Below are 25,976 nucleotides of genomic sequence, written 5' to 3'. Positions count from 1 at the left end.
GCTAACCTGCCACCCGGGCCAGGGAGAGACGGCGGATGATCACGGCATATGCAACCCGGGGCGCGCGGCTGGAGAAGCTGGACCTGTCGGACCGCCACCTGTCCGAGTCGCTGTGGATCGACCTTGAGACGCCGACGGATGCCGAGGAAGACGCGGTCGAGGCAGTGCTGGCGCTGGACATCCCCACGCGCGAGGACATGCAGGAGATCGAGGTCTCGTCCCGCATCTACCGTGAGGATGGCGCGCTGTTCCTGACCGCGCAGGTCATCGCCAGCCCCGAAGCCCGCGAGGCCGAGATCGGCCCGGTGACCTTTGCCGTGCGGCACGACCGGCTGGTCACGGTGCATTACCATCACCCGCGGTCCTTGGGCTATTTCGCGGACTGGGCGGCGCGGCACGATACGGCGCTGGAGAACGGGCTTGATGCGCTGATCGGCCTTCTGGAGGCCATCGTCGACCGGCTGGCCGACATTCTGGAGGCCGAGGCGCGCCAGCACGAACTGCTGTCCAAGGCGATCTTCGCCGCGCACCGCCCCACGGGTCGGGCCGAGACGCTGGGTGCTGTCTTGCAGCGGATCGGGCGGGCCGAGGCGATGAATGGCCGGGCCAACGAAAGCCTGGCGACGATCCTGCGGATTCTGACCTACCTGACCTCTACCCCCGAGACGGCGGACGGACCCTGCCTGCAGGCGCGGCAACTGCCCATCGCGCAGGCGCAGTTGCAGGACGTCCGGTCCCTGCGCGAGGTGGCGGCGGCGCAGGCCGAGAAGGTGCGGTTCCTGCTGGATGCAACGCTGGGGGTGATCAACATCCGGCAGTCGGACGTGATCAAGATTTTCTCGGTGGTGGCCTTCGTCTTCCTGCCCCCGACGCTGATCGCCAGCGTCTACGGGATGAACTTCAAGCACATGCCGGAACTGGAGTGGACCTGGGGCTATCCGATGGCGCTGGGCTTGATGGTGATGTCGGCGCTGGTGCCGTACCTGCTGTTCCGGTGGAAAAAGTGGCTCTAGCCCCGACCGACTGGGACCCCGACCGCTACGGAGCGTTCCGCGACCTGAGGCTGCGCCCGGCGCTGGACCTTCTGGCGCAGGTGGCGGCGCTACCGCCGGGCGAGGTGGTGGACCTGGGCTGCGGCGACGGGGCCGTTGCGGCGGCGTTGACCACGCGGTTTGCCGGGCGGGGGCTGATCGGGGTCGATGCATCCGCTGCGATGTTGAGGAAGGCGTCCGGGCGTCTGTGCTATGACCGGCTGATAGAGGCGGACATCGCAGGTTGGACGCCGCTGGTGCCGCCCGCGCTGATCTTCTCCAACGCCGCGCTGAACTGGCTGCCGGACCATGCGGCGCTGATGCCGCGGCTGGCGGGGATGCTTCCGCGGGGCGGAGTGCTGGCGGTGCAGATGCCGCGGCAGGGCGAGGCGCCGTCGCACCGCCTGTTGCAGGACCTGGCCGAGCAGCTGTTTCCCGGGCGCTTCCCGGCGCGGCCCTCGGTGCTGCAGGCGGGGGAGTATGCCGAACTGCTGCTTCCCATGGGCGAGGTGCGGGCCTGGACGACGGATTACATCCAGATGCTGGACCCGGTAGCCCAGGGCCACCCGGTCCGCGCCTTTACCGAAAGCACCGCGATGCGGCCATTTGTGGCGGCGATGGCCCCCGAGGAGGCGCAGGCCTACATTGCCGCCTACGATGCGGCCCTGATCGCTGCCTACCCGGCATTGCCTGATGGCCGCGTCCTGTTCCCCTTCACCCGCGTCTTCTTCATTCTGGAGCGTTCCTGATGCCTGCCCTTGTCCCGACCGAATACACCGCCCGCGTCGTCTGGTTGGGCTTCCAGCCGGTGCCGGTGGAAAAGCTGGTGATCACCTCGCAGCCGGTGTCGGAGATGCCGCTGAGCTTTGCGGGGTTCGAGGGTGAGGTGCATGCGGGGGAAACCCGGCCCTCATGCAGCCGGGTGCTGAAGCAATATCCGCGCAACACGGTGATCCGGAACGTGCGGCAGCTTTGCGTGGTCAGCGCCGAGGAGATGGCGGAGGTGGCCGCGACGATGGGGCTGGCGGCGATGGATTATGCCTGGGTGGGTGCCTCGCTGGTGCTGGAAGGAATTACGGACCTGACGCATTTGCCGCCCTCCAGCCGGTTGCAGGGGCCGGACGGGGTGACGCTGGTTGTCGATATGGAGAACCTGCCCTGCCAGGAGCCTGCCGTGACCATCGAGAAGGCTTTGCCGGGGCAGGGCAAGGGGTTCAAGCGGGCGGCAGAGGGCAAGCGGGGCGTGACAGCCTGGGTGGAGCGCGAGGGGGTGTTGCGGTTGGGCGATGTGGTGCGCCTGCATGTTCCGGCGCAGAAGCCTTGGGCCGGTCGGAACAACGCTACGGAAAAATAGTTAATTCTGGTGAAAATTTCCCGTTCGGGACCCGTGGTTTCGTATCGGAAACGCGGGCTGGCGAATTTGGCGGTGTTTAGGTCGCAAAACACCTTCGGCAAGTGGCTCCGGACCGGTATCACGTCGCAAATGGCACAATTTGCCGCACATAAGCCCATCGGGGAGACGCACATGGCCTTCAAGACCGACATCGAGATTGCACGCGAAGCGAAGAAGAAGCCGATCATGGAGATCGGTGCCAAGTTGGGCATCCCGTCGGAGCACCTGCTGCCTTACGGCCACGACAAGGCCAAGGTCAGCCAGGAGTTCATCAAGTCGCTGGCGGGCCGTCCCGATGGCAAGCTGGTCCTGGTGACCGCGATCAACCCGACCCCGGCGGGCGAGGGCAAGACGACGACCACGGTGGGTCTGGGCGACGGTCTGAACCGCATCGGCAAGAAGGCCGTGGTCTGCATTCGCGAAGCCAGCCTTGGCCCGAACTTCGGGATGAAGGGCGGCGCTGCGGGCGGCGGGATGGCGCAGGTCGTGCCGATGGAGGAGATGAACCTTCACTTCACCGGCGACTTCCACGCGATCACCAGCGCGCACAACCTTTTGTCGGCGATGATCGACAACCACATCTACTGGGGCAATGAACTGCAGATCGACGAGCGCCGGATCGTCTGGCGCCGGGTCATGGACATGAACGACCGCGCGCTCCGCGACATCGTGGTGAACCTGGGCGGCGTCGCCAACGGCTTCCCGCGCCAGACCGGGTTCGACATCACCGTGGCCTCGGAAGTCATGGCGATCCTCTGCCTGTCCAACGACCTTGACGACCTGCAGAAGCGTCTGGGCGACATCGTCGTCGCCTATACCCGCGAGAAAAAGGCGATCTATGCCCGCGACATCAAGGCCGACGGCGCGATGACGGTGCTTCTCAAGGACGCGATGCAGCCGAATATCGTGCAGACGCTGGAGAACAACCCGGCCTTCGTGCACGGCGGGCCGTTCGCCAATATCGCACACGGCTGCAACTCGGTCATCGCGACCAAGACCGCGCTGAAGCTGGGCGAGTACGTCGTGACCGAAGCCGGTTTCGGGGCTGACCTTGGCGCCGAGAAGTTCTTTGACATCAAGTGCCGCAAGGCGGGGCTGAAGCCTTCCGCCGCGGTGATCGTCGCCACGGTGCGGGCGATGAAAATGAACGGCGGCGTGGCGAAGGCCGATCTTGGGGCGGAAAACGTCGAGGCCGTGCAGAAGGGCTGCCCGAACCTCGGCCGTCACATCGGCAACGTGAAGTCGTTCGGGGTGCCGGTCGTCGTCGCGATCAACCATTTCTACAGCGACACCGATGCCGAGATTGCCGCCGTGAAGGCCTATGTCGCCGAACAGGGTGCCGAGGCGATCCTGTGCAAGCATTGGGCTTTGGGGTCGGAAGGGATCGAGGAACTGGCGCACAAGGTCGTGCAGATGGCGGAATCGGGCGCGGCCAACTTCGCGCCGCTGTATCCCGATGCGATGCCGCTGTTCCAGAAGCTGGAGACCATCGCCAAGCGCATCTACCACGCTGACGAGGTGATCGCCGACAAGTCGATCCGCGACCAGCTGAAGACCTGGGAAGCGGCTGGCTACGGCCACCTGCCGATCTGCGTGGCGAAGACCCAGTACAGCTTCACCACCGACCCGACCGTACGGGGTGCGCCGACCGGCCACACCGTTCCGGTCCGCGAAGTGCGGCTCTCGGCTGGCGCTGGCTTCATCGTAGCGATCTGCGGTGAGATCATGACGATGCCGGGCCTGCCCAAGGTGCCGTCGGCCGAAGTGATCCGGCTGAACGACGAGGGCAACGTCGAAGGGCTGTTCTAAGCGGTCGCATTGCCCTTTGCAGGGCTTCCCCTTATCTCGGGGAGGCCTTTGCGAAGGGAGACCAAGATGCTGAAGCCCGCCGATTGCACCACGATGGCCGAGATCCGGGCCGAGATCGACCGGCTGGACGAAGACCTCGTCCGGCTGTTCGCGGAACGGGCGGGCTATATCGACCGCGCGGCGGAGATCAAGGCCGAGGTGGATCTGCCGGCTCGGATCGGAAGCAGGGTGGAGGAAGTGGTGTCGAACGTGCGCGCCCATGCCGAAACCTACGGGCTGCCGCCCGAGCTGGTGGAAAAGCTGTGGCGGCGGCTGATCGACTGGTCCATCGCGCGTGAAGAAAACAAGCTTGGACCGGACAGTCTGCGGAAGGGATGAGGGGGTGACGACTCACCACGGCAGGCCCGGTGGACGGTTGGTTGAGGTGCTGTTTGCCCTGGGGTTGGCGGTGCTGTCGGCTGCCTTTCTCTGCGCCGTGCTTGCTGGGGCAATGTATGTCCTGGGACCGCTTGCATCTAGTGGGGGCAGTCGAGGTGGCGGTTTGCTCATGGTCGGCATCTTGGGGCTGGGCGTCTGGGTTCTGAAGTATCCTTGGACGGCGCTACTTCGCTACTACCGCTACGAGGCGCACACGCTGCGTCCACTCAAGGATAACGAGACTGCGCCGCCACATAAGGCGCGCGACAAGAACGAGGGATGACATGACGGCCACGCTGATCGACGGCAAGGCCATCGCGGCCCGGATGCGTGACGACACGAAGGCGGAGGCGGGGCGGCTGACCGCCCTTGGTTGGGCGCCGCGGCTGGTGTCGATCTCGGTTGGGGATGTGGCGGCGGCGGAGCTGTACGTCAGGAACCAGCAGAAGTCGGCGGAAGCCAATGGCGTGGCTTTCGAGGCGCGCAATTATCCCGACAGCATCAGCCTTGAGCAGTTGCAGGGTGTCCTTGCGGGCCTGAATGCGGACCCGCGGGTCAACGGGATCATCATCCAGCGGCCCTTGCCCGCACATATCCCGGTGAAGGCGCTGCAGAAGGCGGTGCATCCGATGAAGGACGTGGAGGGGATGCACCCCTCGTCCATCGGCAACATCGTCTATAATGACCTGACCCTTGGCCCCTGTACGGCGGTCGCGGCGGTGGAGATCCTGAAGACGCTGCCCCTGACGATGGAGGGGTTGGACGTCTGCGTGATCGGACATTCGGAGATCGTGGGCAAGCCCATCGCCTTTCTGATGATGGGGCTGGGGGCGACGGTGACGGTCTGCCACCACATGACGCGGCAGGTCGCGGTGCATTCCCGTGCGGCGGATGCGGTCTTCGTGGCGGTGGGTAAGCCCGGCCTTGTGCGCGGAGAGATGCTGAAGCCGGGGGCGGCGCTGATCGATATCGGGATCAACCGCGTTGTCGATCCTGACGGAAACGCCAAGACGGTAGGCGATGCGGATTTTGCCAGCTGCAAGGATGTGGCGGGCTGGATCACTCCCGTCCCGGGCGGGGTCGGCCCGGTGACGGTGGCGATTCTGATGAAGAACGCAGTGCTGGCGACGCGCCTGCAAATGGAACATTACCGCACGGCATTTGCTGCTGCGGTCTAACGGAGGATACGGGATGACGGCCAAGGTGATCGACGGCAAGGCTTTCGCGGCCAAGGTGCGGGCAGAGGTCGCAGAGCATGTGGCGCGGCTGAAGGACGAACATGGTCTGACGCCGGGATTGGCGGTCGTGCTGGTGGGCGAGGACCCGGCCTCGAAGGTCTATGTGAAGAACAAGCACGCTTCGACCATCGAGGTCGGAATGGCATCTTTCGAACATCGGCTTTCGGCAGAGACGGGCGAGGCGGAGTTGCTTGCCCTGATCGACACGCTGAACGCGGACCCTGCGGTGCATGGGATTTTGGTGCAGCTGCCGCTGCCGGGGCATCTGAACTCGGAACTGGTGATCAACCGGATCGATCCGGCGAAGGATGTGGACGGATTTCACATTTCGAACGTCGGACTTCTGGGGACCGGGCAGAAGTCGATGGTGCCCTGCACCCCACTCGGGTGCCTGATGATGCTGCGGGACCATCATGGGAAGCTGGCCGGGTTGAACGCCGTGGTGGTGGGGCGGTCGAACATCGTGGGCAAGCCGATGGCTCAGTTGCTGCTGGGCGACAGCTGCACGGTGACGATCGCGCATTCGCGGACCAAGGATCTGGCCGAGGTTTGCAAGCGGGCGGATATTCTGGTGGCGGCGGTCGGGCGGCCCGAGATGATCACGGGCGACATGGTGCGGCCGGGGGCGACGGTGATCGACGTCGGCATCAACCGGATCGAGCGCGACGGCAAGGCGAAGCTGGTGGGCGACGTGCATTACGAAAGCGCTGCGGCAGTGGCGGGGGCGATCACTCCGGTGCCGGGCGGGGTGGGGCCGATGACGATTGCCTGCCTTCTGGCCAACACGATGACGGCCTGCTGCCGGACGAACGGGCTGGCCGAGCCGAAGGGGCTGACGGCATAGGTGGCATAGGTGCGCCTGAAGGCACACCCTACTTGGGCATTGGAATTGCAAGGACGCGCGGGCCGGTCAGGATGGCCAGCGCGTCCTTTGCCATCAGAGCGGTCAGGGCCGAGTGATGCGACCGGAGGCCTCCGGTGTAGACGCCGTAGGCGGGCATGATGAGGCGGCTGGCGTCGGCCAGGAAGCAGGGCTTCGACTGGCCCGCCAGGCTGGCCTTGGGGTGGTAGTGGCCTGAAATCTCGGCCCGATCGGCAGGATCGGCAATGTGGCGGAAGGTGAAGGGCTGGAGCTTCAGTTCCGCCCGGTGCGTGCCGCCAAGGTCGATCGGTCCGGGGTCGTGGTTGCCGGTGATCCAGGTCCAGTCGCGGCCGGCCATGAGACGGGTGATCCAGAGGCGTGAGGTCTCTTCGATGCCGTCCAGCGCGGCGAGGTCGTCGAAGCTGTCGCCGAGGCAGATGACGGTCTCGGCCCTGGTGTGTTCAAGGTCACGGTCGAGTTTTTCCAGCGTCGCCTGCGTCTCGTAGGGGGGGAGCAGCGTGCCGCCCCGGCGGGCGAGGCGTTCGGATTTGCCCAAGTGCAGGTCGGAGACGGCAAGCGTCTTCCGCGCGGGCCAGTGAAGCGCGCCCGAGGGCATCAGGTGCAGCGTTTCGCCGTGGAAGAAGAGCGCGTGGTGCATGGGTGGGTGAATGCCCCGGCGGCGGGTCTGCTTCAAGGGGCGGCTGTGAAATTGAGTGCTTCGCACAAGGTTTTTGCCTCGGCTGCGCGGACTGCGCCGCTTGCCTCGGATGCGCTCCGCGCGGGGATATTTGGGCAAAGATGAAAGGTCAGGCGAGGCCTGCGGCTTCCATCAGCGCTTGGGCCTGCGAGACGGCGAGGCGGTCGCGGCCTTCGCCTTGGACCGGGATGCGGCTGGGTTCGAAGAAGAGCGGTGCGGCGAGGGGGGTGACCCGTTTCAGGCGTTTGAGGTCGATGTTGGGGCCGACGCGGGCGAGCATCGCCTCGATCCGGGAAAAGTCGATGAGGCCGCGGAGCGCCTCTTCGCGGGTGATCTGCAGCAGAAGGTGGTCGGGGTCGTACTTCTTGAGCGTGTCGTAGAGGATGTCGGAGGAGAAGGTGGCCTGGCGGCCGGACTTGCGGCGGCCCTGGTGGGAGCGTTCGATCAGGCCGGAGATGATGGCGGTGTCACGGAAGGTGCGCTTCATCACGGCGTTGCCGGAGAGCCAGGATTCGAGGCCGTCTCTGAGCGTTTCGAGGCTGAAGAGGGGGGCGGGGTCGGTGACCGGGTCGAGGCCCCAGGTGAGGGTGGCGTAGTCGGTGGCGACGAAGCCCAAGGGGGCAAGGCCTTGTTGTTCCATCTGTTTGGTGACGAGGAGGCCGAGGGTCTGCTGGGCGTTGCGGCCGGCAAAGCCGTAGATCACCAGGTGTTCGCGGCCGTCGTGGGGGAAGCTTTCGAGGAGGAGTGAGTGGGGGTCGGGAAGGCGCGAGACCTCCCGCTGGAGGGAGAGCCACTGGGCGGTGTGGGCGGGGAGGTCGGGCCAGCTGGGTTGCTGGAAGATTTCCAGGATGCGGTCGGCGAGGAGGGTGGAGGTGGCGAACTTGGTGCCGTTGAAGACGGCGACCTTGGGGTCGCGTCCGGGGGTTTTTGAGACCTCCACCGTCATCTCGCGCAGGGATTCGTAGCGGACGATCTGGCCGGCGATGAGGAAGGTGTCGCCGGGGGTGAGGGAGGCGGCGAAGCCTTCCTCGACCTCGCCGAGCGGTGCGCCATGGTTCCGGAGGCGGACCTTCAGGTTCTCGGTATCGATGATGGTGCCGAGGTTCTGGCGGATCAGGGCAGCGGCGCGGGGGTCGCGGAGGTGCCAGTTCCCGTGGGTCTGTTTCAGTCGCTGCCAGCGGTCGTAGGCTTTCAGCGCGTAGCCGCCGGTGGCGGTGAAATCCAGGCAGGCGTCGAATTCGGGTCTGGTGAGGGCCGCGTAGGGGCCGGCTGTGGTCACTTCGGCGTAAAGCTGGTCGGCGTCGAAGGGACCGGAGCAGGCGGTGGCGAGGATGTGCTGGCAAAGGACATCGCGTGGCCCGGGGCCGCGGGGCTCGCCGTCGAGGGTATGGGCGTGCACGGCGTCGAGAGCCGCCTGGCATTCGACGACTTCGAAGCGGTTGGCCGGGACGAGGAGCGCTTTCGAGGGCGCGTTGTAGCGGTGGTTGGCGCGGCCGATGCGCTGGACGAGGCGCTTGACGTTCTTCGGCGCGCCGACCTGGATCACGAGATCGACATCGCCCCAGTCGATGCCGAGATCGAGGGAGCCGGTGCAGACGACGGCCCGGAGGGCGCCAGCGGTCATGGCATGTTCGACCCGCTCGCGCTGTTCGCGGGAGAGAGAGCCGTGGTGGATGCCGATGGGCAGGTCTTCGGTGTTGGCAAGCCAGAGGTCGTGGAAGAAAAGCTCTGCCTGCGCGCGGGTGTTGTGGAAGATGAGGGTGGTCTGGTGGCGGGTGACTTCGTTCAGGATCGCGGGGATGGCGTAGCGTCCGCCGCCGCCGGACCAGGGGGGGGGCGCCTCAGTTTCCAGCATGGAAATGTCGGGGTCGGGGCCGGGGTCGGCTTCGAGGATGGTGGTTTCGGGGGCGAGGAAGCGGGCGAGGGCCGGGGGGTTCTCGACCGTGGCGGAAAGGCCGATGCGGCGGAGGCCGGGGTTCAGGGATTGCAGGCGGGCGATCTGCAGGACGAGCTGGTCGCCGCGTTTGGATTCGGCGAGGGCGTGGATTTCGTCGATGATGACCCGCTGTATGCCTTGGAAAATCCGGGGGGCATCTTCGTAGCTGAGGAGGAGGGCGAGGCTTTCCGGTGTGGTCAGGAGGATGTGCGGCGGGTCGGCGCGCTGGCGGCGGCGCTGGGTGTAAGAGGTGTCGCCGGTGCGATCCTCGACCCGGATTTTCAGGCCCGCGCCTTCGATGGGAGTGCCGAGGTTGCGGCGGATATCGGCGGTCAGCGCCTTGAGGGGGGAGACGTAGAGGGTGTGGAGACCCGGCGCGGGGTTTGGCCCGAGTTCGGCGAGGGTGGGGAGGAACCCGGCGAGGGTCTTGCCACCTCCGGTCGGGGCGATGAGGAGGGTGGCGGGGTCCTGGGCCTTGGCCAGCATGTCGAGCTGGTGGGGGTGGAGGGCCCAGCCCTTGGCGGCGAACCAGTCAGCGAGGGCGGGGGGGAGATTGGTCATGAACAAAGAGATAACGCGGCGGGGTGGGCAGGGAAACGGCGTGCGGCGTGTACTGTGATAAGCTGTTGATCCCGCAGTTAAACTTATGTCTGCATCGCGTCTTCCGTTCGTCTGCCCCGACATCAGCGCCGAAGTCGGCAACCTTCTGGGCGAATCGCTGGAGGAGAAGGATTTGCTCTGGCGGAGGATTTTCGGAGAAGCGACTCGCTCTTGGGCGGTTGTTCCGGACAAGGCAGTGCCGCCGGAATTGCGGCGCTTTTTCCGGGGCTGCGCTGTCATTCCGCTTGCCGGAACCCGGTCCCCCGCCTAATCGGGACGTATGAAACTGCTTTTTCTGGGCGATGTCGTGGGCCGGTCAGGCCGGGCGGCGGTGATCGAGCGGCTGCCGGGACTTCGGCAAGCCTGGGGGTTGGATTTCGTCGTGGTGAACGGCGAGAACGCGAGCCAGGGGGCCGGGATCACTGGCGATCATGCGAAGGAGCTGCTGGCGGCTGGGGCGGATTGCCTGACGCTGGGGGACCATGCCTTCGACCAGAAGGACATGCTGAGCTTCATCGAGCAGGAGCCGCGGATCGTGCGGCCGCTGAACTTCTCGAAGGTGGCTCCGGGGCGGGGGTTCCGGGTGTTCGAAGCGACCCACGGTCGGAAGGTTCTGGTGACGCAGGCCCTGGGGCAGGTGTTCATGAAGCGCCCGTTTGACGACCCCTTCAGCGCTCTGGAGACGGTGTTGAAGCAGCATACCCTGGGGGGGGTGGTGCAGGCGGCGGTGGTCGATTTCCATGCCGAGGCCACATCCGAGAAGATGGGGATGGGGCATTGGTGCGACGGGATGGCGTCGCTGGTGGTGGGCACGCATACCCATGTGCCGACCAGTGATACGATGATCCTGGGCAAGGGCACGGCGTATCAGTCCGATGCGGGCATGTGCGGCGATTATGACAGCGTGATCGGGATGGAGAAGCTGGAGCCGCTCCGCCGCTTTCTGACCGGGATGGCCAAGGGGCGGTTCGAGCCTGCGAATGGCGAAGCGACGCTGTCGGGGGTCTATGTCGAGACCGACGACAAGACGGGGCTTGCCCAGAAGGTGCGGATGATCCGGGTCGGCGGCAAGTTGCAGGAGTCGGTGCCGTGAGCGCCGTGACAGAGGCTGCGCCGGTTCCCGGCCGGGGAACGCCGGGGCGCTGGTTCTTCGTCGGCGTGCTGCTGTGGCTTGGGATCGGCTGGGGCTCGACCCATCCCCTGGGCAAGATCGCGACCGAGACGGGGCATGGACCCTTCGGGCTGATCTTCTGGCAGCAGGTGGTGATGGTCGTCGTCCTGGGCGCGATTGCGCTGGTGCGGCGGAAAGGGATGAAGCTGACGGTCCCCGCGCTGCGGTTCTATGCCGTGGTGGCGGTGCTGGGGACGATCATCCCGAACGGGACCTTCTATGCCTCGGTGGCGCATCTGCCGTCGGGCGTCATGTCGATCATCATCGCGATGATCCCGATGCTGGCCTTTCCGATGGCGCTGGCTTTGGGGATGGACCGGTTTTCGGCCCTGCGGCTGGTCGGCCTGGCGATGGGGCTTCTGGGGGTGGGGCTTCTGGCGGCTCCGGGGGCGGCGCTGCCGGATGCGGCGCTGGTCGCGTGGCTGCCGGTGGCGCTGGTGGGGCCGCTGTTCTATGCGATGGAGGCGACCTACGTGGCCCATCGCGGCACGTTGGGGATGGATGCGTTGCAGGCGATGCTGGGGGCAAGCCTGATGGGCCTGATCCTGTGCGCGCCGGTGATGCTTGTGATGGATCAGAGCTATTCGCCCTGGCCCATGGGCCGGGATGACTGGGCGCTGGTGCTGTCCTCGGCGCTGCATGCGCTGCTTTACGCAAGCTATGTCTGGCTGGCCGCGACAGCCGGGGCAGTCTTTGCTGCGCAGTCGAGCTATCTGGTGACGGCGGCGGGGATGATCTGGGCGATGGTGCTACTGGGCGAGCGGCCCTCGGCGACGGTGTGGGTGGCTCTGGCCGTGATGCTGGCGGGGGTGGCCCTGGTGCAGCCCCGCGAACGGGCGAAGAAGGGGGCGGTCTGATGTTCGGACTGTCCATCCCGGCAGAGTTCCAGCCCTGGGTCGCGCTGGCGATTCTGGTGGTCATGTTCGTGCTGTTCGTGCTGGAGCGCACACCGGTCGAGGTTACGGCCATCGGCGCGGCGGCCGCGATGCTGGCTCTGGGAATCCTGCCGGTGAAGGAGGCGAGCTCGGTCCTGTCGAACCCGGCCCCCTGGACCATCGCGCTGATGTTCCTGGTGATGGGCGGAATGGTGCGGACTGGCGCGGTCGAGGCGGTGATAACGGCTGTGGGGCGTCACGCGTGGGACCGGCCGAAGACCACCGTCGCGGTGCTGATCGGGACCACGGCGCTGGCCTCGGCCTTCATGAACAACACTCCGCTGGTTGCGGTGATGATCCCCGTGGTGATCCAGTTGGCGATGAAGCTGGGCACGGCTCCGTCCAAGCTGCTGATTCCGCTCAGTTACATGACGGTTCTGGGCGGGATGATCACGCTTATCGGCACCTCGACCAACATCCTAGTGGATGGGGTCGCGGTGAAGCAGGGGCTGGAGCATTTCAGCATGTTCGAGATCGCGCCCTTGGGGATCGCGGTGACGATCGCGGGCGGGCTGTATCTGATGCTGTTCGGCGATCGGCTTCTGCCGGTGCGGCAGTCGATGGGCGTGCTGCTGAACGACCGGCGCAAGATGAAGTTCTTCACGGAGGTTGCAGTCCCCGAGGACAGCCAGTTGATCGGCCAGCCGGTCATGGACATCGACCTTTTCAAGCGCGACGGCGTGCGGGTGATCGACGTGTTGCGCGGCGATGCCAGCTTGCGGCGGGACCTGGCTCCGGTGACGCTGGAGGCGGGGGACCGGGTGGTCCTGCGCACCGAGATGACCGAGCTGATGGGCCTGCACGAACGCACGGACGTGCATCTGGTCGACAAGCTGTCGTCGGTGAACACCGAGACGGTGGAGGTGCTGATCGGTCCCGGCTGCCGGATGGAGGGCAACAGGCTGGGCGATCTGCGGCTTCGGCGGCGCTATGGCGTCTATGTGCTGGCGGTGCACCGGCGGAACCAGAACATCGGGCGGCAGCTGGACGATCTGATCGTGCGGGTGGGTGATACCTTGCTTTTGGAGGGCACGGTCGAGGATATCCAGCGGCTTGCGGCGGACATGGACCTGGTCGACGTGAACCGGCCGCGCGTCATGGCGTTCCGGCGCGCGAAGGCCCCCATCGCGCTGGGTGCGCTGGCGCTGATCGTGGTCTTGTCCGCGCTGGACCTGGCGCCGATCCTGCCTTTGGCGCTGCTGGCGGTGGCGGTGATCCTGATCACGCAATGCGTGGACAGCGACGAGGCGTTTTCCTTTGTCGACGGGCGCTTGCTGGCGATGATCTTCGCGATGCTGGCGGTGGGCGAGGGGCTGGAGCAGTCGGGTGCCGTCGGGATGATCGTGACCGGCGTCGCGCCCTGGCTGGAGAATCTCGGGCCATTCGCGATGATCCTGGCAGTCTATTTCATCGGCCTCGTGCTGACCGAGTTCCTGTCGAACAACGCCGTGGCGGTGATCTACACGCCCATCGCCATCGAACTGGCCGAAAAGCTGGGCCATGATCCGCGGCCTTTCGTGGTGGCGGTGATGTTCTCGGCCACGCTCGCCTTTGCGACCCCGGTGGGGTATCAGACCAACATGATGGTCTACGGGCCGGGGGGCTATCGCTTCAGCGATTTCACCCGGATCGGATTGCCGCTGAACATCATCGTGATGCTGGTCAGCTGCGCGTTGATCCCGCTGATCTGGCCCCTGTAAGCTGGCCCCCTTAAGGAGAGCGACATGCGGAAGCTTCTGTTGGTTCTGACGCTTGGCGGCTGTGTGGGGCTGCAGGCGACCCCGGTTCCGCAGGCGGCGCGGCTGTCGGCGGAAGTGCTGACGCTGACGCTGTCCGACGGGACGGTGTGCCGGGCGGGCTGGGCCGCGGCTGGCGGCGCGGGACGGTTCGACGACTGCGGGCCGGGGTATGGCTATGCCGTGGATGTGGTCGAGAACCCGAACCTCTTGCGGCAGCTTTTCACCGGCCTGACCGAGGCGTTAGGGGCTGAGGGCGCGGTGCCGCCGATGGCCGAGGTGGTGATCACCGATGCGATGGGACGGGATCATGTCTTCGTCTCGCCACCGCCGGCCGATCTGTCGGACGACTGAGACGCGGCGCTCGTCGTACTTCTTCGACTTCTCCTCGCCTGCGACGAGGGACGAAGTCGCCGAGGAGCGTTCCCGGGCGCGGGGGTTGCTCTTGAGCGGCGCGCCGGTGTAGAGGACGCCATCATCGAAATGGGACTGAGGTAAGGCCAAATGGCAGGCCATTCGAAATGGGCGAACATCCAGCATCGCAAGGGCAAGCAGGACAAGCTGCGCTCGAAGATGTTTTCCAAGCTGTCGAAGGAAATCACCGTCGCGGCCAAGATGGGGATGCCTGACGTCGACATGAACCCCCGGCTGCGGCTGGCGGTCAAGGCGGCCAAGGCGCTGTCGATGCCGAAGGACGTGATCGACCGTGCCATCAAGAAATCGCAGATGGGCGATGGGGCAGAGTATACCGAGATCCGCTATGAGGGTTACGGCGTCAACGGGATCGCGATCATCGTCGAGGCGATGACCGACAACCTGAACCGGACCGCGTCGAACGTCCGCAGCTATTTCAGCAAGTGTGGCGGGAACCTGGGCACCACGGGCTCGGTTGCGCACAGCTTCGACCGCGTCGGCGAGATTTCCTATCCGGCCACGGTCGGGTCTGCCGATGACGTGATGATGGCGGCGCTGGATGCCGGAGCGGACGACGTGGAGTCGGACGAGGACGGCCACTGGATCTATTGCCAGGTGGAAAGCCTGTCCGAAGTGTCGGACGCGCTGGAAAAGGCGCTGGGAGAATCGACGGAATCCAAGCTTGTCTGGCGGCCGCAAAGCCGGACCGATGTCGATCTGGACACCGCGCAGAAGCTGATGCGGCTGATCGATCTTCTGGAGGAAGACGATGATGTGCAGACTGTGACGCACAACTTCGACGTCCCCGAAGACGTGGCGGCCCAGCTTTAATTCTTTGCTGCCCCTTGCTTTTTGAGCCGAAAGCGCGCATGTGTGGGGGGCAAAGCTTCTTCTCTTTCGTTCTACTGTCTGCTTCGGCCTTCAGCTTCGATCGTGACGACACTGGGCCAGGCCACCGCACGCTGCGGGTGGCATACATGACAGGAGACATCACGATGGCCAATGGCACCGTGAAATGGTTCAACGCCACCAAAGGCTTCGGCTTCATCGCTCCCGCAGGCGGTTCCAAGGACGTTTTCGTCCACGTGACCGCGCTTGAGCGTGCGGGCATCCGCTCGCTGCCCGATGGGCAGGCCGTGACCTATGACATCGAGCAGGATCGTAACGGCCGTGAATCGGCTGTGAACCTGGCTCTGGCGTAAGCCTTATCCCTTCGGGGACCAGGGAACGGGGGTGGCGCAAGCCGCCCCCGTTTTCTATTGCACCAGGGTGTTTCGGGCAGCACGGCGGATGGCTTCGGTGACGGGTGCCAAAGCCGGGGCGGCGAGACGGGTGAACTGCCAATGCAGCGCCACGTCGAGGTGTGTGTCAGGGACCAGTTCGACCAGTGTCCCGGCGGCGAGGTGGCGTGCCACGAGTATTTCCGGGTTCATGCTCCAGCCAAGGCCATGCAGAGCGGCGTCAAGGAATGCTTGCGGCGAAGCGATCCGGTGGCTGGGAAACAGCACCCGGCGGGCGCTGGTGCCGGTCTGCCGGATGATCCAGCTTTCCTGCAATCGGTCCTTGTCCGAAAAGGTCACTGCCGGTGCCCGGGACAGAGCCTCGGCGGTCGGGCCGTCGGGGAACCAGCGTTTCACGTACGCGGGTGAGGCGGTGGCGCGAAAGCGCAAGCGACCGAGTGGTAGGGTATCGCACCCCTGAAGCGGACCGGCGTGGGAAGTGATGGCGGCGACGACCTCCCCCCGTTTCAGCCAGTCCTGGCTGACATCCTCTTCATCGATCACGAGGTCGAACAGCAGGCCTTCCGTCGCTGCCAATGCCGGGACGACCCAGGTGGCCAGGCTGTCTGCGTTGACGGCGATACGAAGCGTGGCAGGCCCGGCGGACAGGCCTGGCAGATCGACCAGCAAGGTTCGCTCCAGAAGCGCGACCTCGTCATGATAGCGGATCAGGCGAAGCCCGGTTGCGGTCGCCGTGCAGGGCTGACCCCGGCGGACGAGCAATGTCCCGGCCGTCTCTTCAAGCGCCTTTATCCGTTGCGATATGGCCGATGCGGTGACCCCAAGCGCCGCAGCGGCGAAATCGAAGGACCCGCGGCGATGGACGGCCGCCAAAGCGGCCAGTTGGTCGAGGTCCAGCATCAGTTTCGCTAACTTTGTCGCAGAGGATTTAATTTGATTGATTCCAAGTCCTGCCGTTAGTCAAGCCCGAACGGAAGCGTCACGGAGGGTCGGTCATGGGTGAGCGGGATATTGTGGTCTTGTTGCGGGACATGCAGCCGGTCCTGTCGGACGTTTCCTACGGTTTCGGGGTCTGGACCACCGGGGCACTGACGCTTCAGCCCTTTGCGACGGTGGCCGAGGCCGAGGGTCTGACGGTTGTGGCCGCACTGGCGGACATGGAGGCGGCAGGGATGCAGTCGGATCCCTGGGCGCGGTTGAGCCTGACGGTCCACAGCGACCTTGCCGCGGTTGGCTTGACTGCCGCGATTGCCGGGGCTCTGGCGGCAGAGGGGATCAGCGCAAACGTGATCGCGGGGTTCCACCACGACCACATCTTTGTCCAGTGGCCCCGGCGGCATGATGCGCTGGCCGCCTTGCAGGAGCTGTCCCGTGCTTGAGGCCGCCATTCACGGGTATCTGGTGGCGATCAGCCTGATCCTGGCAATCGGAGCGCAGAACGCCTTCGTGTTGCGGCAGGGGTTGCGGCGGGAGCATGTGGCGGCGGTTGTGGCCATCTGTGCGCTGTCGGACGCGGTGCTGATTGGCGCCGGAGTGACGGGGTTCGGTGCCCTGTCGCAAATGGCGCCCTGGATCGGCGAGACGATGCGTGTGCTGGGCGTGGCGTTCCTTCTGGTCTACGGCGCTTTACGGTTTCGCGCGGCCCTGCAAGGCGGAGAGGCGCTTTTGCCCTCGGAAGCGAAGGTGGTTCCATTGGGCCGGGTGGTCGCGACCTGCCTGGTGCTGACCTGGGCCAACCCGCATGTTTATCTGGACACGGTGTTGCTGATCGGATCGATCTCGGCTCAGTATGCGCCGTGGCAACTGGCTTTCGGGACGGCGGCGGCGCTGGGCTCGTTGAGTTTCTTCACGGCGCTGGGGTTCGGGGCCCGGTTGCTGGCCCCGGTCTTCGCGAGGCCTGCGGCCTGGGTCTGGCTGGAAGTGGCGGTGGGGGTGACGATGTGGGCCATCGCCGCCGGCCTGGCGTTTGGGGGCTGAGTGGGCAAAGCCCCTTGTGCCGGGACAGGCGGGTTGCCTTCGCCTTTGCATTCGGCTTCTGTCCCGCCATGCAAGCCGTGAATGATCTTGGACGACCCCTTGAGGGGGCCTTGTGGATGGCGGGAGCCGGGCTTTCCTTTGTGGGGGTCAACGGGATCGTCCGATACCTTGGGACCGAGCTTCCCGCAGCGCAGTCGGCGTTCATCCGATTCGGATTTGGCCTTCTGTTCCTGCTTCCAGCCCTTTGGGCGATGCGGGGAATGCGGTTCGACCCGGGCGTGGGCCGGATGTTCCTGGGCCGTGGGGCTTTGCATGTCGTTGCGGTGGTGCTGTGGTTCTATGCCATGGCGCGGGTGCCGGTGGCGGAAATGGCGGCGATTGCGTTCCTGGGGCCGGTGATGGTGCTGGTGATCGGCGGGTTGATGCTGGGCGAAGGGTTGGGCGCGCGCCGGGTCGCTGCGGTTCTGGTCGCGGTGGTGGGCGGGTTGATTGTCCTGCGGCCGGGGGTGCGGGAATTGTCGCTGGGACACCTGTCGCAGTTGGGGGCGACGGTGTTCTTCTCGTTGAGCTACATCATCGCGAAGCGGCTGAGCCGGGAGGCTCCGGCTTCGATGATCGTGGCGGTCTTGTCGGTGACGGTGACGGTGGGGCTTTTGCCGTTGGCGATGGTGCAATGGCAGCCGGTGCGCTGGGAGCAGTGCGCCTGGCTGGCCTGCGTGGCAGCGCTGGCGACGCTGGGGCATTACGCGATGGCGCGGGCCTTCCGCGCGGCTCCTCTGGCGGTGACGCAGCCGGTCACCTTCCTGCAACTGATCTGGGCGGCGCTGCTTGGGGCACTTGCCTTTGGCGAGCCGGTGGAAACCTGGGTTCTGGCCGGGGGCGCGCTGATCATCCTGGCGATCAGCGTGAACACCTGGATGGAGGCCAAGCGGGACCGGGTGGCACCGGCGCTGGTCGAGGATCCCTGAGCGCAGGGTGGGCGCATCGCCCACCCTACTTTGCGCACGTCCTGGCAATGGTCGGGTGTGGGCGATGACGCCCGCATGCATGGGCGCAGGCGTCGGGTGGGCGATGCGTCCAGGCGTGGTCCGTTGCGGGCCGGGGCTTCCCGGCGCACGGTCCGATCAGCGAGTGTAAAGGCAGCTTCCCTAGGGTCCAGGCCAAGGCGATCCCGCGGAGGTTCTGATGCCCGATGAAACGACGATCCTGTCGCTGCCCCTGATCCTTCCGGCGCAGGCGCAGAAGCATGTCACCCACAACGAGGCGCTGGTGAAGCTGGACCTCATGGTCCAGCTTGCGGTGATCAACCGCACGCTGACCACGGCCCCGCCGCTGCCCACGATCGGCGACCGGCATATCGTGGCCGCGGGTGCCACGGGCCCCTGGGCCGGGCAATCCGGGCGCATTGCTGTTTTCACCGAGGCCGGTTGGCAGTTCACCCAGCCGCTGGCGGGCTGGCAGGCCTATGTGATGGCGGAAAGCCAGATGGCCTTCTACAACGGGCTGACCTGGATCGCGCTGTCGGATGGGCCGTTCACCGTGGGCCGCCTGGGCGTCTCGGCCACGCCGGATGCGACGAACCGGCTGGCGGTTTCCTCTCCCGCGACGCTGTTGAACCATGCGGGCTCGGGCCATCAGCTGAAGCTGAACAAGGCGGTGGCGGGCGATACGGCGAGCCTGTTGTTCCAGACCGGCTTCGGTGGCCGGGCCGAGATGGGCACCGCAGGGTCGGATGACTTCAGCGTCAAGGTGAGCGCGGATGGATCGACCTTCTTCACGGCGCTGGAGGCGGATGCGGCGACGGGCGAGGTGACGCTGCCGCAGCCCTTGCATCTGGGCGGGCAGGCGGCGGACCCGGCGGGAGCTGCCGACGGGACATTGTGGCTGAACACCACCACGGGCGAGGTCAAGGTCCGCAGCGCCGGGGTGACGCAGGTGGTCGGCGGCGCGAGCGGCGGAGTCAGCGACGGCGACAAGGGCGACATTATCGTCTCGGGGTCCGGTGCGGTCTGGACCATCGATCCCGGTGCGGTCACGCTGGGCAAGCTGGCAGACCTGGCGACGAGCACGATCCTGGGCCGGACCACGGCGGGGACTGGCAGCCCCGAGGCGCTGACGGCGACGCAGGTGCGCACGATCCTGAACGTCGCCAACGGAGCGACGGCGAACGCGGCGGATGCGGTCCTGCTGGCACGCGCGAACCACACGGGGACGCAGGCGGCAGGCACCATCACCGGATTGGCGGGGGTGGCGACCAGCGGCTCGGCTGCCGATCTGACGGCGGGGACGCTGCCTGCGGCGCGGTTCGACGACACGGCGCATGGTACCCGCGCTGGCGGTGCGCTGCATGCGGTGGCCACCGTATCAGTGGCGGGCTTCCTGTCGGCGCGGACAAGACAAAGCTGGACGGGGTTGCGGCGGGGGCGAACAATTATGTCCACCCGAACCATTCCGGGGACGTGACTTCGGTCGCGGACGGGGCCATCACGATTGCGGCCAATGCGGTGGGCTTCACCAAGCTGGCGGATATTGCCACCGACAGCCTGGTCGGTCGGGATACGGCGGGGACGGGCGATCCGGAGGCGATCACGGTCAGCGGCGGGATCGAGTTCAGCGGGACGGGGTCGATCCGGACTGCGCCTTCACGGGGGATGTGACGAAAACGGCGGGTGGCACGGCTTTGACCATCGCGGCCAATGCGGTGGACAACACCAAGGCCGCGGACATGGCGCCCAACACGGTCAAGGTCAACGCAACCGGGTCGAGTGCGGACCCGGCGGACCTGGCGGTGACGACGAACTCGGTCGTCGGGCGGGTCGCGGGCAACATCGTGGCTGGGCCGCTGGTGGACGCGCAGGTTGCGGCGGCAACGCTGACCAATGCCAAGCTGGCCAACGTGGCGACAGCGACGTTGAAGGGCCGGGCGACGGCGGGAACGGGAGCGCCGGAGGACCTGACGGGAACGCAGGCGACAGCACTTCTCGACACCTTCTCCAGTGCAGCGAAGGGATTGGCTCCGGCTTCGGGCGGGGGGACGGCGAACTTTCTGCGGGCGGACGGGACCTGGGCGGCTCCGGCAGGAGGCGTCAGCGATGGCGACAAGGGCGACATCACTGTCAGCGGCTCGGGCGCGACCTGGACGGTCGATGCCGATGCTGTGACGAATGCAAAGCTGGCCAATATGCCGGCCACGACCATCAAGGGCAACGCCACGGGGTCGGCGGCAGACCCGGCGGACCTGACGGGAACGCAGGTTACGGGGATTCTGGACACGTTCAGTTCAGGCGCGAAAGGGTTGGCTCCGGCGTCGGGCGGGGGCACGGCCAACTTTCTGCGGGCCGACGGGACCTGGGCTGCGCCCGCGGGCGGGGGTGGCGGTTCACCGGGCGGTGCGAACGGCGAGATCCAGTTCAACAACGCGGGCAGTTTCGCGGGGGCGGCGGATGTCGAGATTGAAGGGGGCCAACTGCGCCTGCCCGCGATCGCAACCCCGACGGCCCCGGCGGCGGGTGGGGTGAAACTGTTCGGGCGGGATGTAGGCGGGCGTATCCTCCCGGCGATTGTCGGGCCGGCGGGGCTGGATACTTCGCTGCAACCCTTCTTCGGTCGCAACAAGATGGGGCTTTTCGTCCCGGCCGGGAACGGTGGGGCGGACACCCAGATGGGGTTGGTCATCTCGGCCACCGGCACGGCGACGACGGAGAACGTGGCGACGACCAACCTGCACAACTACATGCGCCGACGGTCCTGGCGGATCACGACCGCGTCGACCACGGCGGTTGCGGGCATCCGGGGCGGGGCGTTGCAGTTCACCCTTGGTGGGCCATCGGCAGGCTTGGGCGGCTTTCACCTGGTCTGGCGCCGGGGTCCGGCAACCGGCGTCACCAACGCGTCGCACCGGGCCTTCGTGGGGATGCGCAATACGACTGCGGCGCCCACGGACATCAATCCGTCGACCCAGACCAACATTTGCGGGATGGGCTATGACTCGGCGGATACGAACATCCAGTTCATGCACAACGACGGAACCGGGACTGCAACGAAGATCGACCTTGGCGCAGGTTTCCCGAAACCCAACGCCGACCTGACCTCGGTTTACGAACTGGCGCTGTTTGCGCGGCCGGGCACGACGCAATCGCTGGGCTACGAGGTGACGAACCTGGTGTCGGGCGCAGTGGCAAGCGGAACGGTGACCACAGATCTGCCCTCTACAACGGCGCTGATCAATCCGTTCAGCTATATGAGCGTGGGCGGCGTGTCCTCGGTGATCGGCTTTACGACGATGAGCCTGTATATCGAAACGGATTATTGACGAGTAGAAGAGCGACGCGGGCGGTTGGGTTGGCGATTCTGGCCGGCAGCGAGGCCCGCGTCGCCCGGCCTGACAGCCGGGTAAGCAGCTTTGGGTCCCTCAGGTTAAAAGGGGCCCGATTTGACAGGTCCGGGCGGCCTGCATAGACAGGCCCCCTGGGCAAGAGGGCGGCATCATGCGCATCGCGATGGTCGGTACGGGATATGTCGGGCTGGTCTCGGGTGCCTGTTTTTCTGATTTCGGACACGAAGTGGTTTGCGTCGACAAGGACGCAGCCAAGATCCAGCGCCTGACGCGGGGTGAGGTGCCGATCTTCGAGCCGGGGCTGGAAGCGCTGATCGCGAAGAACGCGGCGGCGGGCCGGTTGTCCTTTTCTACGGACCTTGAGACCGCGGTGGCCGGGGTGGAAGCGGTGTTCATCGCGGTGGGCACTCCGACGCGACGGGGCGACGGGCATGCCGACCTGAGCTACGTCATGGCCGCCGCGGCTGATATCGGCAGGGCGCTGACGGGATATGCGGTGGTCGTGACGAAATCCACGGTGCCGGTCGGGACCAACCGCAAGGTGGCCGAGGCGTTGCGTGCAGCGAATCCGGAGGCGGAGTTCGACGTGGTCTCGAACCCCGAATTCCTGCGCGAGGGCGCGGCGATCGACGATTTCATGCGCCCGGACCGGGTGATCGTGGGGGTGGAGACGGCGCGCGGGCGCAAGGTCATGGCCGAACTTTACCGCCCCTTGTCGCTGCGCGAATTCCCGATGGTCTACACCGGACTGGAAAGCGCCGAGATGATCAAATACGCAGCCAACGCGTTTCTTGCCACCAAGATCACCTTCATCAACGAGATGGCGGCGCTGTGCGAAAAGGTCGGCGCGGATGTGAAGATGGTGGCCAAGGGCATCGGCATGGACGGCCGGATCGGCGACAAGTTCCTGCATGCCGGGCCCGGATATGGCGGAAGCTGTTTTCCGAAGGATACCAAGGCCCTGGCGCGGATTGGGCAGGAACATGCCGCACCGATGCAGATCGTCGAGACCGTGATCAAGGTCAACGAGGAGGTGAAGCGCCGGATGATCGACAAGATCGTCGATCTGTGTGGTGGCACCTTGCGCGACAAGACCATCGCGGTGCTGGGTGTAACGTTCAAGCCGAACACTGACGACATGCGCGATGCCCCGGCTTTGACCATCATTCCGGCGCTGGTCGGGGCCGGTGCCAAGGTCCGCATCAGCGATCCCCAAGGCCGGCACGAGGGCGAAGCCTTGTTGCCGGGCGTGAAATGGATCGAAAATCCCTATCAGGCGGCCAACGATGCCGACCTCCTTGTCCTGCTGACCGAATGGAACGAGTTCCGCGGTCTGGATCTGGCAAAGCTGGCGCGCAAGATGGCGAACCCGCAAATGGCCGACCTGCGCAACATCTATGATGCCGCCGAAGTCCGCGACGCGGGCTTTACCGCCTATATCGGCGTCGGACGCTAAGGCTTTTAGCCAGCTTTACCGAAAATCGCGGGGAAACGCCGCGATTGCGCCCAGATTGCTTCACCAGCTGTAACCCGGTTCAGGCGCAGTCTTCACCTTGGGTACATGGGTGTGTGACTGGGGCCGAAAGTGATCAACTTTCAGGTAGTGGACGTATTTTCTGCGGCGCCGTTGCATATGGTGTCCGGCATCTCCGATCTGGAGCTGGTGGTGCAGGGTGGCCGGGTGCTGCTTTACACCGCCACGCGCGCCGGAGGCGGGGTCCTGGCGCTGGACGTGACCGGAGCGATGACGCTGGTCGATCAGGAAAGCCTGACACCGGGCGCGTCCCTGCCGGCCGAGGCGGTGCTGGAAACCGTGCTGATCAACGGTGCGCGGCATCTGGTGGTCACGGGGGGCAGCACGGCGGGCGTGATGGCCTACGGACTGGGGGGCGACGGGGCGTTGCTTTCGCCGCTGCAGCTGCCGGGCAGCCTGTCGGGCGCGCTGGCGGCGCAAAGCGTGGTCCAGGTCGGGGGGCAGACCTTCTTTTACGCCGCGCGCTCGGGTGAAAGCACGATCCATTCCTATTCGGTCGCTGCCAATGGTGCGATGACCCTGATCGGGTCGCGCGTGCTGGACGGGGCGCATCCGGGGGTCGACATCTCGTCGCTGATACCGGTGACGGTGGGCGGCAACCGGTTCCTCGTCAGCCTGTCGCTGGACGCCGACGTGGTGCGCGCTTTTCCCGTGGGTGCCAGCGGGGCGCTGGGCAACCCCCGGATGATCGGCGCGCCGAACGGTCTTGGAATCAACGATCCGTCGGATGTCGAAGTGGTCGAGATGTCCGGGGTGACCTACCTCGTCGTCGCCTCGGCCGGGTCGTCGTCGGTCAGCGTGCTGGGCATCGGGGCGGACGGCGCCATGCGGGTCGCGGATCACGTCATCGACACGCTGGATACCCGGTTTCAGGGCGTTCAGGCGCTGGCGACTGCCACGGTGGGCGACCGGGTCTTCGTGATCGCAGGCGGCGGGGACGAAGGGCTGACTGTGATGACTCTGACGCCCGACGGCCAGTTGCTGTTTTGCGGCCAGATGCTGCAGACCCCGGGTGTGATGCTAGACAATATCACCGCGATGACCGCGCGGGTGGTGAACGGCATGATCGAGCTTTTCATCACCGGGGAGAGCGCGGGGATCACCCGGCTCCAGCTTGATCCGGGGACCCTGACGCCGATCCAGACCGGCAGCCCGGTCGCAGGGAACCTGACCGGAACCGCGGACTCGGACATGATCCTAGGCGGCGACGGGGATGAGGGGATTGCAGGTGGGCAGGGCACGGACATCCTGTCCGACGGGGCGGGTCAGGACACGCTGTTTGGGGGCGCGGGGGCCGACACCTTCGTTCTGACGGCCGACGGTGTGCGGGACGTGATCGGTGACTTCCAGCTGGGAACCGACCGCATCGACCTGTCGGGCTGGGGTCCGATCCATTCGCTGGCTGCGCTGAGCATCACCGCAACCGCGACGGGGGCGACGATCACCTACGGCGAAGAGATCCTGGAACTGCGCACACCCAATGGCCTGCCGCTCCTGCCGGTGGGGTTCCATCTGAAGGACGTCATCAGCCTCTGGCATGCCCTTCCCTCGGGTCCCGATCCCGAAAACCTGATCTACGGCACCAACCAGATCGACGTCCTGCAGGGCGGCGCGGGCGACGACATGTTCATGGTCTCGTCGGGCATCGACACGCTGGAGGGGGGCGCGGGTTTCGACACCATCGTTCTGACCCGCGCGACCGGAGCGGTGCGGTTGAACCTGGAAAGCCTGAACCACAACACCAACATCGCAACCGGCCAAACTTATGTTTCGATCGAAGGCATCATCGGATCGGCCTTTTCGGACCAGCTGACCGGAGACAGCTTCGCCAACCGCATCGACGGTGTGGATGGCCATGACCGGCTGAACGGCGGAGCGGGGTCCGACAGCCTGTTCGGTGGCTTCGGCAACGATACGCTGCTGGGTGGATTGGGGGCGGACCTCCTGGACGGTGGGATCGGCCGCGACCGGGCCTGCTACCGTGAAGCTGCCATTGCTCTGGTGGCCGATCTTGGCCAGCCGGACCGCAACACGGGCGAGGCAGCCGGCGACAGCTATCTCGCAATCGAAGATCTGGAGGGATCGGGCTATCATGACACGCTTGGCGGCGATGCACAGGGCAACCAGATCTTCGGAATGGAGGGGAACGACCGAATGGTCGGGCGAAATGGCAACGATTCGCTGTTTGGCGGCGACGGGAACGACACATTGCAGGGCGACGAAGGCGGGGACCGGCTGGACGGCGGCGCCGGCATCGACTTCGCCAGCTATGAAGGCAATCTGGTTGCGATCCGCATCGACCTGACCAACCCTGCTCTGATCACCGGGGATGCCGTTGGCGACAGCTATCTCTCGATCGAAGGGTTCGTCCTCACCGGCTTTGCAGACAGTTTCGTCGGCAGTGACCTTGGCGAAAGGGTCCTGGCTGCCGCTGGGAACGATGTGGTGACCGGTCGCGGGGGCCATGACTGGCTGTCGGGCGGGGCGGGGACTGACGGGCTTTACGGGGGCGAGGGGGATGACACGCTTTTGGGCGGAGCGGGGGCGGACCGTCTGGAGGGGGGCGCGGGGCGCGATCTGGTCAGCCACGCCGATGCGGGCGCGGGGGTGTGGTCGGACCTGACCAACGGGGCCTGGAACAGCGGCGAG

At 66.0% G+C, this 25,976-nt stretch carries 24 protein-coding genes; 21 read left to right on the top strand and 3 right to left on the bottom strand.

The window, feature by feature from the left end; genetic code table 11:
- The first annotated feature begins 35 nt into the window (after positions 1-35).
- The 7 genes from Q0C42_RS00150 (at position 36) to folD (ending at position 6,732) form a co-directional block, all read left to right on the top strand.
- The gene (locus tag Q0C42_RS00150) at positions 36-1,013 is read left to right on the top strand and encodes a magnesium transporter CorA family protein (RefSeq protein ID WP_295070265.1); all 978 of its coding nucleotides are present in this window, start codon (positions 36-38) and stop codon (positions 1,011-1,013) included.
- Complete coding sequence (locus Q0C42_RS00145; RefSeq protein WP_295070262.1) at positions 1,004-1,780, top strand: methyltransferase domain-containing protein; 777 nt, start codon at positions 1,004-1,006, stop codon at positions 1,778-1,780. The genes Q0C42_RS00150 and Q0C42_RS00145 overlap by 10 nt, the downstream gene beginning before the upstream one ends.
- Positions 1,780-2,385 (top strand): MOSC domain-containing protein, encoded by a 606-nt coding sequence (locus tag Q0C42_RS00140; RefSeq protein WP_295070259.1) that lies wholly within the window; start codon positions 1,780-1,782, stop codon positions 2,383-2,385. The genes Q0C42_RS00145 and Q0C42_RS00140 overlap by 1 nt, the downstream gene beginning before the upstream one ends.
- A gap of 171 nt (positions 2,386-2,556) precedes the next feature.
- The gene (locus Q0C42_RS00135) at positions 2,557-4,233 is read left to right on the top strand and encodes a formate--tetrahydrofolate ligase (protein WP_295070257.1); all 1,677 of its coding nucleotides are present in this window, start codon (positions 2,557-2,559) and stop codon (positions 4,231-4,233) included.
- Between the two features lie 66 nt (positions 4,234-4,299).
- A complete protein-coding gene (locus tag Q0C42_RS00130; protein WP_295070254.1) occupies positions 4,300-4,611 on the top strand; it encodes a chorismate mutase in 312 nt (103 codons plus the stop codon).
- A 323-nt stretch (positions 4,612-4,934) separates the two neighbouring features.
- Entirely contained in the window at positions 4,935-5,828 is an 894-nt protein-coding gene (locus tag Q0C42_RS00125; RefSeq protein ID WP_295070231.1) for a bifunctional 5,10-methylenetetrahydrofolate dehydrogenase/5,10-methenyltetrahydrofolate cyclohydrolase, read from the top strand.
- Between the two features lie 13 nt (positions 5,829-5,841).
- The gene (gene folD / locus Q0C42_RS00120) at positions 5,842-6,732 is read left to right on the top strand and encodes a bifunctional methylenetetrahydrofolate dehydrogenase/methenyltetrahydrofolate cyclohydrolase FolD (RefSeq protein WP_295070229.1); all 891 of its coding nucleotides are present in this window, start codon (positions 5,842-5,844) and stop codon (positions 6,730-6,732) included.
- Positions 6,733-6,760: 28 nt separating this feature from the next.
- Here the strand turns inward: folD and pdeM are convergent, their stop codons facing one another.
- Positions 6,761-7,408, bottom strand: coding sequence for a ligase-associated DNA damage response endonuclease PdeM (pdeM, locus tag Q0C42_RS00115; protein ID WP_295070227.1), 648 nt, complete (start codon positions 7,406-7,408; stop codon positions 6,761-6,763).
- Positions 7,409-7,556: 148 nt separating this feature from the next.
- Positions 7,557-9,944 carry a ligase-associated DNA damage response DEXH box helicase gene (locus Q0C42_RS00110; RefSeq protein ID WP_295070224.1) on the bottom strand — a complete coding sequence of 796 codons (2,388 nt, stop codon included), beginning with the start codon at positions 9,942-9,944 and terminating at the stop codon, positions 7,557-7,559.
- 319 nt (positions 9,945-10,263) lie between these two features.
- Between Q0C42_RS00110 and Q0C42_RS00105 the strand changes: the two genes are divergently transcribed.
- The 6 genes from Q0C42_RS00105 to Q0C42_RS00080 all read left to right on the top strand — a co-directional run bounded on the left by Q0C42_RS00105 (position 10,264) and on the right by Q0C42_RS00080 (position 15,441).
- On the top strand, positions 10,264-11,076 hold the full coding sequence (locus tag Q0C42_RS00105; RefSeq protein WP_295070221.1) for a TIGR00282 family metallophosphoesterase: 813 nt from the start codon (positions 10,264-10,266) through the stop codon (positions 11,074-11,076).
- Positions 11,073-12,011, top strand: a complete 939-nt coding sequence (locus Q0C42_RS00100; RefSeq protein WP_295070219.1) for a DMT family transporter — start codon at positions 11,073-11,075, stop codon at positions 12,009-12,011. Before Q0C42_RS00105 ends, Q0C42_RS00100 begins: the two co-directional genes overlap by 4 nt.
- Positions 12,011-13,789: an SLC13 family permease gene (locus tag Q0C42_RS00095; protein WP_295070216.1), complete on the top strand. Its 1,779-nt coding sequence runs from the start codon at positions 12,011-12,013 to the stop codon at positions 13,787-13,789. The genes Q0C42_RS00100 and Q0C42_RS00095 overlap by 1 nt, the downstream gene beginning before the upstream one ends.
- Positions 13,790-13,813: 24 nt before the next feature.
- Positions 13,814-14,179, top strand: a complete 366-nt coding sequence (locus Q0C42_RS00090) for a hypothetical protein (RefSeq protein ID WP_295070214.1) — start codon at positions 13,814-13,816, stop codon at positions 14,177-14,179.
- Between the two features lie 150 nt (positions 14,180-14,329).
- On the top strand, positions 14,330-15,070 hold the full coding sequence (locus tag Q0C42_RS00085; RefSeq protein WP_295070212.1) for a YebC/PmpR family DNA-binding transcriptional regulator: 741 nt from the start codon (positions 14,330-14,332) through the stop codon (positions 15,068-15,070).
- A 164-nt stretch (positions 15,071-15,234) separates the two neighbouring features.
- Complete coding sequence (locus Q0C42_RS00080; protein WP_103258861.1) at positions 15,235-15,441, top strand: cold-shock protein; 207 nt, start codon at positions 15,235-15,237, stop codon at positions 15,439-15,441.
- Between the two features lie 54 nt (positions 15,442-15,495).
- Here Q0C42_RS00080 and Q0C42_RS00075 read toward each other — a convergent pair whose 3' ends face one another.
- Positions 15,496-16,380 carry a LysR family transcriptional regulator ArgP gene (locus tag Q0C42_RS00075; protein WP_295070209.1) on the bottom strand — a complete coding sequence of 295 codons (885 nt, stop codon included), beginning with the start codon at positions 16,378-16,380 and terminating at the stop codon, positions 15,496-15,498.
- A 95-nt stretch (positions 16,381-16,475) separates the two neighbouring features.
- On the opposite strand from Q0C42_RS00075, the gene Q0C42_RS00070 reads away from it, so the two are divergent.
- The 8 genes from Q0C42_RS00070 to Q0C42_RS00035 form a co-directional block, all read left to right on the top strand.
- Entirely contained in the window at positions 16,476-16,859 is a 384-nt protein-coding gene (locus Q0C42_RS00070; RefSeq protein ID WP_295070206.1) for an ACT domain-containing protein, read from the top strand.
- A complete protein-coding gene (locus Q0C42_RS00065; RefSeq protein ID WP_295070203.1) occupies positions 16,852-17,457 on the top strand; it encodes a LysE/ArgO family amino acid transporter in 606 nt (201 codons plus the stop codon). Before Q0C42_RS00070 ends, Q0C42_RS00065 begins: the two co-directional genes overlap by 8 nt.
- Before the next feature lie 68 nt (positions 17,458-17,525).
- A complete protein-coding gene (locus Q0C42_RS00060; protein WP_295070200.1) occupies positions 17,526-18,425 on the top strand; it encodes a DMT family transporter in 900 nt (299 codons plus the stop codon).
- Between the two features lie 217 nt (positions 18,426-18,642).
- Positions 18,643-19,920, top strand: a complete 1,278-nt coding sequence (locus Q0C42_RS00055) for a DUF2793 domain-containing protein (RefSeq protein WP_295070197.1) — start codon at positions 18,643-18,645, stop codon at positions 19,918-19,920.
- Entirely contained in the window at positions 19,917-20,114 is a 198-nt protein-coding gene (locus Q0C42_RS00050; protein ID WP_295070194.1) for a hypothetical protein, read from the top strand. Before Q0C42_RS00055 ends, Q0C42_RS00050 begins: the two co-directional genes overlap by 4 nt.
- On the top strand, positions 20,111-21,769 hold the full coding sequence (locus Q0C42_RS00045; RefSeq protein WP_295070191.1) for a hypothetical protein: 1,659 nt from the start codon (positions 20,111-20,113) through the stop codon (positions 21,767-21,769). The genes Q0C42_RS00050 and Q0C42_RS00045 overlap by 4 nt, the downstream gene beginning before the upstream one ends.
- A 175-nt stretch (positions 21,770-21,944) precedes the next feature.
- Entirely contained in the window at positions 21,945-23,249 is a 1,305-nt protein-coding gene (locus tag Q0C42_RS00040) for a UDP-glucose/GDP-mannose dehydrogenase family protein (protein ID WP_295070188.1), read from the top strand.
- A 180-nt stretch (positions 23,250-23,429) separates the two neighbouring features.
- The coding region (locus Q0C42_RS00035) for a hypothetical protein (RefSeq protein ID WP_295070186.1) at positions 23,430-25,976 on the top strand (2,547 nt) is incomplete at its 3' end.

Source organism: Tabrizicola sp., from assembly GCF_022842145.1.
Classification (GTDB): domain Bacteria; phylum Pseudomonadota; class Alphaproteobacteria; order Rhodobacterales; family Rhodobacteraceae; genus Tabrizicola.
This window is presented reverse-complemented; position numbering and strand designations above follow the sequence as displayed.

Coding starts and splice junctions, on each gene's coding strand:
- Q0C42_RS00150 (WP_295070265.1), top strand. CDS start 36: ATGATCACGGCATATGCAACCCGGGGCGCGCGGCTGGAGAAGCTGGAC.
- Q0C42_RS00140 (WP_295070259.1), top strand. CDS start 1,780: ATGCCTGCCCTTGTCCCGACCGAATACACCGCCCGCGTCGTCTGGTTG.
- Q0C42_RS00135 (WP_295070257.1), top strand. CDS start 2,557: ATGGCCTTCAAGACCGACATCGAGATTGCACGCGAAGCGAAGAAGAAG.
- Q0C42_RS00130 (WP_295070254.1), top strand. CDS start 4,300: ATGCTGAAGCCCGCCGATTGCACCACGATGGCCGAGATCCGGGCCGAG.
- Q0C42_RS00125 (WP_295070231.1), top strand. CDS start 4,935: ATGACGGCCACGCTGATCGACGGCAAGGCCATCGCGGCCCGGATGCGT.
- folD (WP_295070229.1), top strand. CDS start 5,842: ATGACGGCCAAGGTGATCGACGGCAAGGCTTTCGCGGCCAAGGTGCGG.
- pdeM (WP_295070227.1), bottom strand. CDS start 7,408: ATGCACCACGCGCTCTTCTTCCACGGCGAAACGCTGCACCTGATGCCC.
- Q0C42_RS00110 (WP_295070224.1), bottom strand. CDS start 9,944: ATGACCAATCTCCCCCCCGCCCTCGCTGACTGGTTCGCCGCCAAGGGC.
- Q0C42_RS00105 (WP_295070221.1), top strand. CDS start 10,264: ATGAAACTGCTTTTTCTGGGCGATGTCGTGGGCCGGTCAGGCCGGGCG.
- Q0C42_RS00095 (WP_295070216.1), top strand. CDS start 12,011: ATGTTCGGACTGTCCATCCCGGCAGAGTTCCAGCCCTGGGTCGCGCTG.
- Q0C42_RS00090 (WP_295070214.1), top strand. CDS start 13,814: ATGCGGAAGCTTCTGTTGGTTCTGACGCTTGGCGGCTGTGTGGGGCTG.
- Q0C42_RS00085 (WP_295070212.1), top strand. CDS start 14,330: ATGGCAGGCCATTCGAAATGGGCGAACATCCAGCATCGCAAGGGCAAG.
- Q0C42_RS00080 (WP_103258861.1), top strand. CDS start 15,235: ATGGCCAATGGCACCGTGAAATGGTTCAACGCCACCAAAGGCTTCGGC.
- Q0C42_RS00075 (WP_295070209.1), bottom strand. CDS start 16,380: ATGCTGGACCTCGACCAACTGGCCGCTTTGGCGGCCGTCCATCGCCGC.
- Q0C42_RS00070 (WP_295070206.1), top strand. CDS start 16,476: ATGGGTGAGCGGGATATTGTGGTCTTGTTGCGGGACATGCAGCCGGTC.
- Q0C42_RS00060 (WP_295070200.1), top strand. CDS start 17,526: ATGCAAGCCGTGAATGATCTTGGACGACCCCTTGAGGGGGCCTTGTGG.
- Q0C42_RS00055 (WP_295070197.1), top strand. CDS start 18,643: ATGCCCGATGAAACGACGATCCTGTCGCTGCCCCTGATCCTTCCGGCG.
- Q0C42_RS00040 (WP_295070188.1), top strand. CDS start 21,945: ATGCGCATCGCGATGGTCGGTACGGGATATGTCGGGCTGGTCTCGGGT.